At 63.6% G+C, this 14,408-nt stretch carries 10 protein-coding genes and 1 tRNA gene; 4 read left to right on the top strand and 7 right to left on the bottom strand.

What is annotated here, in order from left to right; translation table 11 throughout:
* Positions 1 to 18: 18 nt before the first annotated feature.
* From HLH34_RS17485 to HLH34_RS17465, 5 genes are all read right to left on the bottom strand, one after another.
* Positions 19 to 1,413: a type II and III secretion system protein family protein gene (locus HLH34_RS17485; RefSeq protein ID WP_183120849.1), complete on the bottom strand. Its 1,395-nt coding sequence runs from the start codon at positions 1,411 to 1,413 to the stop codon at positions 19 to 21.
* Entirely contained in the window at positions 1,413 to 2,237 is an 825-nt protein-coding gene (gene cpaB, locus HLH34_RS17480; RefSeq protein WP_183120848.1) for a Flp pilus assembly protein CpaB, read from the bottom strand. The genes HLH34_RS17485 and cpaB overlap by 1 nt, the downstream gene beginning before the upstream one ends.
* Positions 2,238 to 2,248: 11 nt before the next feature.
* Complete coding sequence (locus tag HLH34_RS17475; RefSeq protein WP_183120847.1) at positions 2,249 to 2,719, bottom strand: A24 family peptidase; 471 nt, start codon at positions 2,717 to 2,719, stop codon at positions 2,249 to 2,251.
* Between the two features lie 77 nt (positions 2,720 to 2,796).
* On the bottom strand, positions 2,797 to 2,988 hold the full coding sequence (locus HLH34_RS17470; protein ID WP_183120846.1) for a Flp family type IVb pilin: 192 nt from the start codon (positions 2,986 to 2,988) through the stop codon (positions 2,797 to 2,799).
* Positions 2,989 to 3,066: 78 nt separating this feature from the next.
* The gene (locus tag HLH34_RS17465; RefSeq protein WP_204737061.1) at positions 3,067 to 3,237 is read right to left on the bottom strand and encodes a Flp family type IVb pilin; all 171 of its coding nucleotides are present in this window, start codon (positions 3,235 to 3,237) and stop codon (positions 3,067 to 3,069) included.
* 315 nt (positions 3,238 to 3,552) lie between these two features.
* On the opposite strand from HLH34_RS17465, the gene HLH34_RS17460 reads away from it, so the two are divergent.
* Both HLH34_RS17460 and HLH34_RS17455 read left to right on the top strand, forming a co-directional pair.
* Positions 3,553 to 4,788 carry a glycosyltransferase family 87 protein gene (locus HLH34_RS17460; RefSeq protein WP_183120844.1) on the top strand — a complete coding sequence of 412 codons (1,236 nt, stop codon included), beginning with the start codon at positions 3,553 to 3,555 and terminating at the stop codon, positions 4,786 to 4,788.
* 217 nt (positions 4,789 to 5,005) lie between these two features.
* A complete protein-coding gene (locus HLH34_RS17455; protein ID WP_240161436.1) occupies positions 5,006 to 6,016 on the top strand; it encodes an NAD(P)-dependent oxidoreductase in 1,011 nt (336 codons plus the stop codon).
* A gap of 22 nt (positions 6,017 to 6,038) precedes the next feature.
* On the opposite strand, the gene HLH34_RS19775 is transcribed toward HLH34_RS17455, so the two are convergent.
* A complete protein-coding gene (locus HLH34_RS19775) occupies positions 6,039 to 7,901 on the bottom strand; it encodes a DUF4422 domain-containing protein (protein WP_183120843.1) in 1,863 nt (620 codons plus the stop codon).
* 493 nt (positions 7,902 to 8,394) lie between these two features.
* Here HLH34_RS19775 and HLH34_RS17445 point away from each other — a divergent pair, with 493 nt between their 5' ends.
* Both HLH34_RS17445 and HLH34_RS17440 read left to right on the top strand, forming a co-directional pair.
* The gene (locus HLH34_RS17445) at positions 8,395 to 13,227 is read left to right on the top strand and encodes an ATP-dependent helicase (protein ID WP_183120842.1); all 4,833 of its coding nucleotides are present in this window, start codon (positions 8,395 to 8,397) and stop codon (positions 13,225 to 13,227) included.
* Between the two features lie 88 nt (positions 13,228 to 13,315).
* On the top strand, positions 13,316 to 14,053 hold the full coding sequence (locus HLH34_RS17440) for a DUF72 domain-containing protein (protein WP_183120841.1): 738 nt from the start codon (positions 13,316 to 13,318) through the stop codon (positions 14,051 to 14,053).
* A gap of 214 nt (positions 14,054 to 14,267) precedes the next feature.
* On the opposite strand, the gene HLH34_RS17435 is transcribed toward HLH34_RS17440, so the two are convergent.
* Positions 14,268 to 14,344: transfer RNA gene (locus tag HLH34_RS17435), tRNA-Met, on the bottom strand.
* Between the last annotated feature and the right edge of the window lie 64 nt (positions 14,345 to 14,408).

The raw sequence follows: 14,408 nt of genomic DNA, 5'->3' as shown, positions 1-14,408 counted from the left end.
ATCGTTCCATCAGGCGCCTCACTGGACATAGAAACCGGCATCGCCGGGAATATGCATCGGCTGCGTCAGTTGCCGGGGGCTTACCTGACGCATCAGCAGCAGGCGCTCGATCTCGCTGGGCACGCCCGAACTGTCGGTCGGCAGGGTCATGTCGGCCTTCTGCGCGACCGGCCGCACCAGATACGGCGTGACCAGAATGACCAGTTCCGTTTCCTGGCGATTGAAGGAAGTGTTCCGGAACAACGATCCCAGGATCGGAATATCCACCGCTTCGGGAATGCCCTTGGTCGTGTCGGTCAGGGAATCTTCCAGCAGGCCGGCAATCGCGAACGTCTCGCCGCTTCCCAGTTCCACCGTGGTTTCCGCCCGCCGCACCGTCAGCGCCGGAATGACCGAGGTCGAGCCCGACGTCGTCACCGACACGCTGTTCTGGTTGCTGAGCTGGCTGACTTCGGGTGCGACGTGCAGGTTGATGCGGCCGTTGCTGTAGACGGTCGGCAGGAATGTCAGGCTGACACCGTAGCTCTTGAAGGCCACCGAGATCGCCCCCGCCTGTTGCGCCATCGGAATCGGATACTGGCCGCCGACCTGAAAGCTGGCGCTCTGCCCGCTCATGACGGTCAGGTTGGGCTCGGCCAGCAGGCGCACCAGATTGTCCTGCGCCATCGCATCGATCACGCCGTTGACATTGCTGCCCAGGCAGAACGGATTGCGGGTCGCCACGCAGGTCGCCGTACTGCCATTCACGTTCAGCGTCAGGGCCGGAAAACTGCCGAACTTGCCCATGTTGCCGACCGCCTGCCAGTCGACCCCCAACTGGCGGACCACGCTGCGGTCCATCTCCGCGATGCGAACGCTCAACGTCACCTGGGTGGCGGAGCGGATGGCGATGCGATTGTTGATGCCCTGGTTGTCGGCCAGGTAACCCCGGGCGATTTCCTCGGCCTTCGCCGCCGTCTCGGGTGAATCGACAACGCCGGTCAGGATCAGACTATGCTGGTCCGCCTGTACCTTGACCTGGCTGTCGGGAAACTGACGCGCGATATGCGCCTGGGCCTGCGTGGCCCCGTAGCTCGATGGCGCGACATCGACGGTAAACTGGGCGACCGTCCGGCCTTCGGCGTCGGTTGCCAGGATCGAGGTCCGGCCGGAGGCCATGCCGTATACGAACATGCTGGTGGCGCTGGCCGGCCGGACCTGGGCCACCTTGGGGTCGACCACGAATATCTTGGTCACCGGGCGCGGCAGGCTTTCCATGTGGCCGCCCCCGACCTCCAGACCGACATGGTAGGGCGTCGCCGCCCCTCGCCCCGCCGCCCAGGCCGGTGAAGCCGACGCGAGAGCCGGCGGACCGCACAACGTCAGACAGAACAGGGCCTGGCAGAACAGGGCCAGACGGGAAAAACCAGGCATCAGAAATGAAACTCCTTCCCGTCCGTGCCACCCTGGTAGATGACCACGGATCCGGGCGCGCCCGGGGCATCGCCGGCACGCAATGTCGCTGATACATCTCCGGCCCAGGCAGCCTGCGGCACAGCCTCGGGCAACGCGGCCGCTTGCGCGGCGCGCACCGCAAGCGACAGGCGGCCCAGATGCGTCGCCACCGAAACATGTTCCGCCTGCATCGGCGAAACCTCCAGCGTCACGGTCCGGGCCTGCGGCTGCTCTTTCTCGGATGTCGCGCCCTGCACCAGCCGCTGGTCGATGGCGATGACACGGACATTGGACAACACCGTTTCCGCCGCGATGCGCCGGTCCGGCGGCAATGTGCCGGCCGCAAAGGTCTGGGTCAGGATCAGGTCGACATGATCGCCCGGCCAGATCAGGCCGGCCGTCCCGGTAATGGCGTCGACCCCCACGGTCACCGCCCGCATTCCCGGCTTCAGCGCCGCGGCAAGAAAACCCCGATCCCCCGAATGCAGCAGATCCGACGCGCGAAGAAGCGCGCCGCCGCCCAGGCTATGCAGCAGCATCGCGCCGACCAGGGCCTGCCGCTCCTCGGCGGTGTCGGGCGCAGTCCCCTCGCCTTCTTTCCCGCGCGGCACGCGAAGCGACGTAATGTCTTCGGGTTTCAGCAGGCTTCCCGCCTCCAGCGGACGCGCGCTGGCCAGCACCTGCACCGTCGCCGGCACGATCTGGGCCGGGGGCGGCGGCGGACGGGTGGCGATCCACGCCACCACGCCAAATCCCCCGAGGCCGACGGCCATGAGAACGAAGAACACAAGCCGAAAAATCATGACACCACGCCCTACAGGAGAACGAACAGGCTCCCCGCCGTAATGGCGCAGACATAGGGCAGCGGGCATCCACGGTGCAGACGCCAGCGTTCAATCCGCCGAACCCGCCCCACAAGACTGTATGGACGCACCGATGACACACGATCCGCCACACAGGCACGCGCCAGAAGGTAAATGCAGGCCAGGGCGCCCCCTGCCAGCGCCACACCCGTCAGCAGAGGGAAAATCTGTCCCGGTCGCAGGGCCAGGCCGATGGCGCCCAGCAACTTGACATCCCCGCCCCCCATCCAGCCCCGCCACCAGCACAGGGTCGCAAGGCCGAAAATCATCAGGCCGGACAGCAGTCCTGCAAGGATATGGCCGCTCGCGACCGAAATCGCGCCACTCAAGATTGCCAGCGCCAGGACCAGCCCATTGGAAACGGTCCGGGTCGCGACGTCATGCAGCGACGCGACAATCAGAATAATCGTGATACCAATCACGCAACATGAAACAACCGATGCCGCTGACAGGAACAACACTCAACGTCCCATCACGCCACGCATGGACATCCGCCCCGCTAGGATCCCGACGCAGGGGCCGGCACCTTGTCACCGACCATGACCAATGCGGAATTCAACTGCCCACCCATCGTCCGCAATGCCGCGACGGCAACCACTGCAACAAGCGCCGCGATCAACCCGTATTCCAGCATCGTCACGCCGCGCCGATCGCGCTTTAGACCAGCCAGACCCACCAGATGCTGAAACATCCTTACGATTCCCGCTTCCAATCAATCACGCGAGCCGAGCGAAAACATGAGGCAACACCAGCCCCCTATTGGCTGACCTCAGATGCTGGTCCCGATTTTGTCGAAGATGCCATTCAGATTCGTTCCGATCGTTGTGATCGCTCCAATCACGACCACCGCCACCAGGGCCGCAATCAGCCCGTACTCCAGCATCGTCACGCCACGCCGATCAGACTTCAGGGCAAGAACCGCAGATATATATCGTATCATTATTGCCATTCCCTCTTCCGATTAATCACGAACATGGGCCCTTTACCGCCCACGCAGGAAGATAAACTTATCAGAAGATGATAATTAAGTGATCGTTAACGATATAGCTGGAAGCCACATTCCTGTCCATATGGGGCAACTCAAAAAAGTTCCGTCCCAAATTTTTTCTTTTTGCCTTGCATGGCCACGACCGGCAGGAGACAAGACGCCTCCCCCTTTGGCATCGCCATCGTCGGCGATTGTGACGATTTTCAGCCGTCCGGATCGCGTTTCAGTTCGGCACACCAATGAATTCAGGGCAATAGAAAAATTTTCATGAATTCCGGAAAACACGCGGCATATTCGGTAATCTGCGCCCTACGTCACGCCGCATGGCTGCATCGCGAACGCGTGGTCGGATATGCAACGACCTTTCTGCTGGTCGAACTGCTTTTTGTGGCGCTCCTCACACTCGGCACCCACGGCATGATCGGGTCGGTCAAACACCCGACGAGCACTGATTATGTCAGCTTCTATGCGGCGGGACGGCAGGCGAATGCCGGCGCATCAGCGCAGGTCTATGACCCGGCCGCGCATCATGCCGCCGAGCAGGCCGCCAGGGAAACCGGAATTCCCTACGTCCATTTCTTTTATCCGCCGGTCTTTCTTCTGATCTGCGCGCCGTTCGCCCGACTGCCCTACCTGATGTCGTTCATCGCCTTCCAGGCCCTGTCCCTGATCGCCGCCCTGACGGTCCTGCGCAAAGTCCTCACCGTGTCCATGTGGACGACGATCGCCTTCGGCCTCGCATTCCCGGCCACGTTATGGAATATCGGCGTCGGACAGAACGCCCTCCTGACCGTGGCGCTGTTTGGTACGGCGACCCTTCTGCTCGACAAACGCCCCATCCTGAGTGGCCTGGCCATCGGCATGCTCTGTTACAAGCCGCAACTCGGATTGTTCTTTCCCGTCGCCCTTCTCGCACAGGGCAACTGGCGCGCGATCCTTTCCGCGGCCGGCTCTTCGGCGACCCTCGTTCTGATATCGTTCGCGCTCTTCGGCCGGGACACGTGGATCTCTTTTTTCGATATTGCACGGCAGGCCCACGGTACATACGAGGCAGGCGCCGTACATGTCCCGTCCCTGACGTCGCCGTTCGGGGTGTTGATCACGTTCCATGCCCCTCTCTGGCTGGCCTATGGGGTCCAGGCCACAACCACCCTTCTTCTCGCCTGCGCCATCTGTCGCGTCTGGTCCCGCCCCTGCCGATTGCCCATCCGGGCCGCGCTGATCGCGGCGGCCACGCCTGTGGCCACGCCGATGACCATGTTCTATGACCTGACCCTGTCCGGCCTGGCCATCGCCTGGCTGGTACGCGACGGTTGTGATCAAGGCTTCCGGCCCTGGCAGAAATTCGCCCTTTTCTGTGCTTTTCCTCTGCCGCTGCTCTCCGGAAATCTAGGCAGTTCTCACGGCGTCGTGGCGGCGGTCGCCAGCCTTGCGGTCCTGGGGCTGGTACTTGTCGCCGCCGGAAGGACCGATCGGTCCTTAATGGCCTATCGTTCGGCATAAACTACCAGTCTCCGCACAAAACATTACTTACTAGTAATGTAAAAACTCCCGCCCCCTTCGATGACGCCATTTGCGCAGTTCTTTTGGCGTACCCCCTGGCAGCCGTACGGCTTTGATGTCGATCAAGGATCACGTTGCGCCTATGCTGCTAGGCAGCAATGTACGGCACCCCGATCGGTTAACCGACGGATGCTCAACGCCTGGAATAAGCGGGGCCATGATGAAGATTTCGTTTTTCGCGGCGAACGACACCGAGATCGCCGCCGCGGCAGCGGCCCTGGGCTCGGATTTTGCTGTCAGTTCCACCGCATTGCCGCTGGATGCACATATCGCCGGCAATTACGCCGACAGCGAAATCGTCAGCACCTTTGTCGGCTGTGACCTGTCCAAGGCGGTGCTCGTCCAGTTTCCGAAGCTTCGCCTGATCGCGGTCCGCGCGACAGGATACGATAATGTCGATCTGGAGTATTGCAAGGCCCACGGGATCGTGGTGTCCACCGTTCCCGCCTATGGCGACGCGACGGTCGCCGAGCATGCATTCGCCCTGCTGCTGGCCCTCAGCCGGCATCTCGTGGCATGCGTCGAGGCGACGCGGCGCGGCGAATTCGGGTATGTGCCGGCGCGCGGTTTCGAATTGCGCGACAAGGTGCTGGGCGTCGTGGGAACCGGCCGCATCGGACGACGTGCGATCGAGATGGCCCACGGCTTCGGGATGAAAGTAGTCGCCTTCGACGCTTTTCCGTCCACCGAACTGAAGGAAACACCCGACTTTCGTTATGCCAGCCTGCCCGACCTCCTGTCGGCGGCCGACATCGTGACCCTGCATGTCCCCGCGACGCCCGAAACGACGGGGCTGATCGGCGATCGGGAATTCGACCTGATGAAGCCGGGGGCCGTACTGATCAACACCGCCCGCGGGCAGGTCGTCGATACGCCTGCCCTGATCCGGGCGCTATCCAGCGGGCGACTGGGCGGAGCCGGGCTGGATGTCCTGCCTCAGGAACCCCTGCTGCGGCGGGAGGACGCCCTGTTCAAGACCGGAGCAGCCGAAACGGCCCCCGTGCTGAAGGATGTCGTGGCGGACCATACCCTGACGTCCCATCCCAATGTCCTCATCACGCCCCACAATGCCTATAATACGGTCGAGGCATTCCAACGCATCATGGACACGACACTGGACAACATCCGCGCCTTCGCCGGCGGCGCGCCTGCCAACCGGGTCGCGTAGGGGCGTTGCACGCCCGGCGTTTCTATCGGGATGTGGCGGTACGATAAAGGCGCCGCAGCAGCCCGCGTCTTCTGGTTCCGACCGGCGCGGTCCGGTCGGCGATTTTTTTCAGGACGATTTTGGAGGACACCTTGACTGCCCTCCTCCTCCTGCGCTGGCGATACCGCTCCATGCAGGCCAGCAGGGTGGTTTCATACCACGGCGTCTGGCGCAGGACCGTCCAGAAGCATTCGGCAAAATCGGTAGATGGCCATAGCCATGGTTTCTGCTCACCCGCGAAATGCACCACATAGGGGTCCTTGCGCGCGTTTTCATATTCCTTCCATGTCGACAGCGGAAGGTTTTTGAAAAAACTCTCGACATTCCCGTTTCCGTGGAAGACGTTCCACCGCATGTCCAGATAATGAACGTGCCCCTGGAATGCGACATTGAGAATATCCTGGTCCAGGAACCAATATGTCGGCCGGCGCTGGAATGCCGCGCGGATTCGGCCCTTGATATCCACAGGCATCCGCTGCAGATCGAAGATGAGAATCCCGGCCTGGAAATACCCGTCGGGGTCAGCCAGCCCCAGATAACGCGCAACATAGGCCTCAGCCTCCTGCCCCCCGCAGGCAGCCAGGGCGAGCGTGCCGAATTTCCGAAACCCGGTCATGACGCAATCGCGGACGGCGCCGACCGCCTTCCCGCACAGATCGACCGCCAGCAGGTCGGCCAGATCTCGCCGGACAATCATGTCCGCGTCGATATATAAGATTTTCCCGTAATTTTCGAAAATTTCGGGGATCGAAAGACGGTAGTACGTTTCTTTCGAAAAGTGCATGTGGGTCTTCAGGTCGAAATCCGCGAAATACCCCCGGGGATTGACGAACCTGATCGAAACGTTCGAGCTGCCCCCTGCCAGACCCTGGATCAGAGATTTGTTGTAGTCGGAAATATCGTCGTTTATGACGATCAGATCGTAATTGAAGTGATCCTTCGCGCAGTTCAGGATGGATTGTATGCACGCCCCGGCATAGGGGACGAAATTATTGTTGAAGGCCAGGACAACCGGAACCGTATTGGTGGAAAAGACAGGGGCGATCCGTGCGCGCGGCGCAGGGTCGAGGATCAGCGTCCGTTCCAATTCCTTGACTTTGGTATCCGGATGATCCGACCGGTACTTCATGACGAATATGTTGAACAGCCATTCGGATATATAGCCGAAAACCCGCGTTTCCTGCAGAGAATAGCTGGCCAGGTCGATCTCCTTTTCAAGATCGAACAATATATCAAAAATCCATGAACAATATTCGTCAAATATATCACGCCGCATGACGAAGATATTGGTGAAATACCCGCTGCGGTCCGCATTCACGGGGGCGACGAACCGCGCATAATCCGGATATTTCCTGGTCAGGATCCCGATGGCCGCGTCGTAATCGGCCGCGCGATGCGCGCTTCCCTTCTGGTAGTGATCCCACATGGTGCGCGATCCGGCCTGCCGGACATCCCAGCGCCTGGGCAGGATCATGTCATAGGTCGCCCCCAGGGCATCGACATGTTCGTCCGTCAGGGCGTTGGCGTTAATGTAGGACTCATCCAGGCAAGGATAATCCACGACGCCCCATTCATTTTCCCGGTATGTCCTACCGGAGAAATTCAGATGACGCCGGTAATGGAATAATCCGACATGCCCCTGCCCCGACGTATTTCGCCATATCCAGTACAAGGCCGTCAGCTCGCAGAAGCTGGCATTCTTCGCGGAAATATTATCCCCGGTATCGTCGCCGATCTCGCAGATCGTCCGATGGCTGTCGGCTCGGCCGACCTGGATGGGAACGAAAGCGCGGCCAGGCAGGTTGGCCGTATCCTTGTGCATGGCGATATAGATCTGCGTGGTCACGAGGCCCTCCGGAGCCCTAGGAACCTGTTTGAAATGCGCGTCGGATCACCGCCGGCGTGCATTTCAAACAGGCTCTAAGCCCATGTAAAATTTCCATTTTAGATTAGAGCAGATCGCCCGCAGGTCGAAGACCGGAATGCACGAATTCCAAAAAGCCAAACCCCTACTCCGATACGGAGTGGGTTCTGGATAATCATGGTTGCGGGGACACGCAAGCACCGCTTTCCACATCCGTTATGCGCGGCGATATAACATTTTTAAATCATATAGTTGCCGTCGAGACGGCCGGAACACGTTCCCGGCGTCGTCAGCCATCCGGGCTCGTCGCAGGCAACCATGGACGATCCGCGCGGCCGGCCGCTCAATCGCTCCACGGATCGACCCGTTCGACGCCAAGTCTTTTGAAGTCGCGTGGACGCGTTTGTGACAAACTGCTCCTCTGGAGTGAACGGCCAAGGCTGCCGCTGAAAAGCAGAAAGAACCGACCTGCGGAATGACGCCCCCAAGGAAAACCCCGAACGCCGACCCGCTTGCAAGGTTCGCCCCCGCGACCCGCGCATGGTTCGACGCGGCGTTCGCGTGTCCGACCGCGGTGCAGGCGGCAGCCTGGGCGGTCATCGGCGCCGGGGAGAACGCACTGGTGATCGCGCCGACCGGCTCGGGCAAGACCCTGGCCGCATTCCTGCATGCGATCGACCGGCTTCTCCGTGAGCGCGAGGCGGAGGCCGCCGCAGAGGCGGCACCCGGGTCAACGAATCCCGAAGCAAGGGCGGCGACACGCATTCTCTACATCTCGCCGGTCAAAGCGCTCGGCGCCGACGTGCAGCGCAATCTGCGACTCCCGCTCCATGGCGTTGGAGTGGAGCGGAAGCGGCGCGGTGACGCCCCAGTCGAGATCACTGTCGGCATGCGCACCGGCGATACCCCTGCGGCCGAACGGGCGGGGTTGCTGCGCCGCCCTCCCGACATTCTCATCACTACGCCCGAATCACTCTATCTGATGCTGACCTCGAAGGCGCGCGAGACGCTGCGTGGCATACAGGCCGTGATCGTCGACGAGGTTCACGCGGTGGCCGACACCAAGCGCGGCGCGCATCTGGCGCTGAGCCTGGAGCGTCTGGACGCGCTGCTGGCCACACCGGCCCAGCGGATCGGGTTGTCGGCGACCGTGCGTCCGGTCGATCGGGTGGCGCAATTCCTGGGTGGGGCGCAGCCGGTCACGGTCGTGAATCCGCCCTCCAGCCGCCGGCTCGATCTGAAGATCGTGGTGCCGGTCAAGGACATGAGCGACCTTGCGGCATCGGGCGGCCAGCCCGGCGATGAGGAACGGAGCGCACGAGGCGGCTCGATCTGGCCTCATGTCGAAGCCAGCATCTTCGACAAGATCCTGGGCCAGCGCGCGACGATCGTCTTCGCCAATTCGCGCGGCCTTGCCGAGAAGCTCACGGCAAGGCTCAACGAACTCCATGCCGAGCGATTTGCGCAAGACGCGCCGCTCACGCCGAATGCCGAGCCGCCCGTCCATTACGCATCGGTCTCCGGCAGCACCGAAAAGCGATCGACGGGCGTGCCGCCGCTGCTCGCGCGCTCGCATCATGGCTCGGTCTCGAAAGAGCAGCGCCGCGAGATCGAAGACGCCCTCAAATCCGGCGATCTACGCTGCGTCGTCGCGACGTCGAGCCTGGAACTCGGCATCGATATGGGGCTGGTCGATCTGGTGATCCAGGTTGCAGCGCCCCCATCGGTGGCGAGTGGCCTGCAACGGGTGGGGCGCGCCGGCCATCAGGTCGGCGGCGCCTCGTCCGGGCTGGTCTATCCGCGCACGCGGCGCGATCTGGTCGATGCCACCGTAACCGTCGAATCCATGCGCGCCGGCCGTATCGAGGCGATCGACCCGCCTCGCAACCCGCTCGACGTGCTGGCCCAGCAGACGGTGGCGGCGGTCGCCGTCTCACCCGTGGCCGTCGAGGACTGGTATGCGGCGGTGCGCCGCGCCGCGCCTTTCCGGACCCTGCCGCGCGGCGCGTTCGATGCGACGCTCGACATGCTCGCCGGGCGCTATCCCTCCAACGATTTCGCGGCCTTCCGCCCCCGCCTGGTCTGGAACCGCGAGACCGGGGTCCTGACGCCGCGTCCCGGCGCCTTGCAGCTTGCCGTCACCAGCGGCGGCACCATTCCCGACCGGGGAATGTTTGCCGTCGTCCTCCCCGAAGGCGAGGAACGGGCCGGGTCGCGCCGCGTGGGCGAACTCGATGAAGAGATGGTCTACGAATCCCGAGTGAACGACATCATCACGCTAGGCACGACGTCCTGGCGCATCGAACAGATCACCAACGACCAGGTCATCGTGACGCCGGCGCCGGGCCGCTCGGCCCGGCTGCCTTTCTGGCACGGCGATGGCGTGCGGCGGCCCGCCGAACTGGGGGAAGCAATCGGCGCCTTCCTGGCCGCGCTCGACGCCGGAATGCGCGACGAAACCGGAGACGACGATACCGTTCCCCCGCCGGAGACGAGGCTGCGGGCGGCCGGGCTGGACACGAACGCGGTCGCCAACATGCGTGCGCTCGTCGACTCGCAGCGTGCGGCGACCGGCGTGCTGCCGACGGATCGGACGCTGGTGGTCGAACGCTGCCGCGACGAGGCCGGCGACTGGCGGGTCATCCTGCACTCGCCCTATGGGCGCCGCGTGCACGATCCCTGGGCGCTGGCGATCGCGGCGCGCGTCCGGCGCCGGTTCGGGATCGACCCTTCGGTAGTGGCCAGTGACGACGGCATCGTCGCCCGCCTGCCCGACACCGCCGGACAGATGCCGGGGGCGGAACTGTTCCTTTTCGATCCGGACAAACTCAGGGGCATTGTGACAGAGGCCGTAGGCGGCTCGGCACTGTTCGCTGCCCGCTTTCGGGAATGCGCCGCCCGCGCGCTGCTTCTGCCGCGCCGCGCGCCCGGCCACCGCTCCCCGCTGTGGCAGCAGCGGCTGCGCGCCGGCCAGTTGCTGGAGATCGTGCGGGACCATCCGGATTTTCCGATCCTGATCGAGACCGCCCGCGAATGCCTGCGGGACGTGTATGACCTCGCAGCACTCGACAGTCTGGCGCACCGGCTCGCGGACGGCGCGATTCGGATCGTGGAGGTGACAACCGAAATTCCGTCGCCCTTCGCGGCGGACCTCCTGTTCGGATACGTTGCCGAATTCATGTATGCGACGGACGCGCCGATCGCCGAGCGACGCGCCTCGGTGCTGTCTCTGGACAGTGGGCTGCTCGCCGAACTTCTCGGCGAAGTCGATCTTGGGACACTTCTCGATCCCGTGGTCGTTGACCAGGTCGAGAGTGAGTTGCAGCGTCTGGCACCGGCTTATCGGGCGAAGGGGAAGGAGGGCGTGGCCGATCTCGTGCGCGAACTCGGCCCCTTGTCGGCAGAGGAGGTCGTGGGGCGCCTCGCGGATGGCAACGCCGAAGCTTGTCTCGCCACACTCGCGACCGAGCGCCGCCTCATCCGGGTGGCGATCGCAGGCCGAGCGTGCTGGACCGCCGTCGAGGACGCCGCCCGGCTGCGCGACGCGCTCGGCGTGACGCTGCCGGCCGGTCTGCCCGACGTCTTCCTGCAGCCGGCCGCCGACCCGCTCGGCGATCTGGTCGCGCGATATGCGCACACCCATGGACCTTTCACGACGAACGAGGTCGCAGTCCGTTTCGGGCTCGGCGTCACGGTCGCCGACGCGGCACTGGAACGGCTGCGCGCGCAGGGCAAGCTGCTCAAGGGGAATTTCGGCGTCGAGCGCCGGCTGGAAGCGCAGGAGGAGTCCGCGGGCGCCGATCCCTTGATGCGCAATCCCCCCATGCGCAACCCTCTGGCGGGCCACGAATGGGTAGCCGATGACGTGTTCCGGCGCCTGCGGCTGCGCTCGCTAAAGGCCGCGCGCGAGGCGACCCGGCCGGCCGGCAGGGAAGCCTATGTACGCCTGCTGCTGGAACGCCACGGCCTTGTTGCCCCATCCGTCGGGCAGGCCGCGCTGCATCCCAAGCATACGGAGGGGGGAGCCCTCACAGGCATCGACGGCGTCGCCCGCGTTATCGAACAACTCGCCGGCGTGCCTTTGCCGGCCTCGGTGTGGGAGAACCAGATCCTGCGTGCCCGTGTGCACAACTACACCCCGGCCATGCTGGACGAACTGATCTCCATCGGGGCGGTCCTGTGGTGCGGCCATGGCAAACTCGGCGGGGAAGACGGCCTGATCTCCCTGCATCCGCGGGAATTCGCCGCCGAAACCCTGCCGCCCACAGCAGACGCTGATGACGCAGCGGCCCTTTCGCCGCTTCAGCGAGCGATCCTCGATGTTCTCGCCGATGGCGGAGCCTATTTCGCGCGCCAGCTTGCGATATTAGCGCCCGCCCGACTGCCGGAGGGACCGGCCGGGTCCGGGGACGGTGGTCCGCTGCTCCCGACGTCCGACCTCGATGCGGCGCTCTGGGACCTCGCCTGGGCCGGATATATCACCAGCGACAGCTGGTCGCCGCTACGGGCTCGCGCAGGCGCACGCGCGCCGCACCGCCCGATTCACCTGTCGCGGCGCCGCAGGGGGCTTCGCGGATTCCCCTCGTTCGCGCAACCAAGGACAACCGGCGCTTCGCCATCCGGCGCACGGGGCGATCCGCCTCTGGCGGGCCGCTGGTCGCTGCTGCCCCGCGAACCGGCCAGCGACACCGCCCGCACGCTGGCGCTGGTCGAGGGGCTTCTCGACCGGCACGGCATCGTAACGCGCGGCGCGGCTATCGCGGAAGACGTGCCGGGCGGCTTCCCCGCGCTCCAGCCGCTTTTCCGGAGCATGGAGGATGCGGGGCAGATCGTGCGCGGCCGCTTCGTCGAAGGGCTGGGGGCCTCCCAGTTCGCGGAACGCGCGACCGTCGACCGGCTACGCGAACTCGCGGACACGCGCTCCGCCGATCCCGTTCCGGTCGCGCTTTCGGCTGGCGATCCGGCCAACCCCTTCGGCATGATTCTGCCATGGCCGCCGCACCGATCCGCGATCCGCCCGACCCGTCGTGGCGGCGCGTTCGTCGTGATCGCCGATGAACGCCTCGTACTCTATCTTACACAGGGCGGCCGTAACCTGCTGACTTATATCGATGCGGATGATCCCGCCCTCGCCCCCATGCTCAGCACCGGCCTTGCAGCGCTCGCCGCCGCGCTTAGGCGCGAGAAGCATCTCATGTTCACGCTTGAAATGGTTGACGACCGTCCTGTGAGGATGACGAAGCTAGACGCCGCCCTGCGCGCCTGCGGTTTCTCAATGGTGCCGAAGGGCCTGAGCTGGCATCAATAACGCGGCAGCCTCGAGATCGGCTGGCAGGAATCGCTGCACAAGCTGGGAGCTGCGATCCGTCGTCGTCCGGTCATAGGAGAAGCCGCTCATGTCCATTCGCGTCGGCGTCGCTGGTTGGTCGATCCCGTCCGCGCTTGCCGAGCAGTTTCCCTCGGTCGGCACGCACCTTGAACGTTATGGCGCACGCTTCTCAGCTGTCGAGATTAACAGCAGTTTCTATCGACCGCATCGGCGCACGACCTATGAGCGCTGGGCAGCAAGCGTGCCGTCCGAATTCCGCTTCTCCGTCAAGCTGCCCAAGACGATCACGCATGAGCGCCGCTTGATCGATTGTCGGGCGCTCATCGAACGCTTTGCCGACGAAACGAGCGGCTTGGGCGACAAGCGTGGTCCCGTCCTGGTTCAGCTTCCCCCGAGTTTCGCCTACCCCGGTGACGTCGCCGAACGATTCATCAATGAGCTGAGGGCCATGATCACTGGAGCTGTCGTTCTGGAGCCGAGACATGCCAGTTGGTTCCAGCCGGAGGTCGAGCACATGTTAGGGAGGCAGCAAGTGTCACGGGTCGCGGCGGATCCGGCCAAATCATTGCTTGCGGCGCAACCCGGGGGCTGGAGCGGCCTCGCCTATTTTCGGCTGCACGGCTCCCCTCGCATCTACGAGTCAATTTATGGAAAAGAGACCATTGAAGCTCATGCGAAAGTCGTTGCTTCGCTTACCACGCGCGGCGCCGATGTTTGGACGATCTACGACAACACCACCTATGGCGCCGCCACGCAGAACGCGTTTCAGCTTGTAGAGGCTTTCGCTGAAAGAGCGCAAAGCTGAGCTGGAAGCCCTGTTCTCATCGGAATTGGAGGACACTCTGGACATCCATCCAAATATCTCGGCGATCTTCCGGAGAAGGTGGAGCGTCTGACCGAGAGCCTGAACCAGCCGGGCGACAAGCGCGGCGGGATCATCGCGCGCTGTATGACGAACTGGGCAGCACGAAACAAAAAAGCCCAGTTCTGCAGGACAGAATGGGCTTTTTTGGAATTCATGGTTGCGGGGATAGGATTTGAACCTATGACCTTCAGGTTATGAGCCTGACGAGCTACCGGGCTGCTCCACCCCGCGGTGGTGTAAGGTGGACTGGAAGACCTGGCGGCGACCGACTTTCCCGCGTCTTGAGACGCAGTAT

The organism is Gluconacetobacter azotocaptans (assembly GCF_014174355.1).
GTDB classification, from domain to species: domain Bacteria; phylum Pseudomonadota; class Alphaproteobacteria; order Acetobacterales; family Acetobacteraceae; genus Gluconacetobacter; species Gluconacetobacter azotocaptans.
The sequence above is the reverse complement of the archived record's forward strand: the minus strand, read 5'-3'. Positions and strand labels throughout refer to the sequence as shown.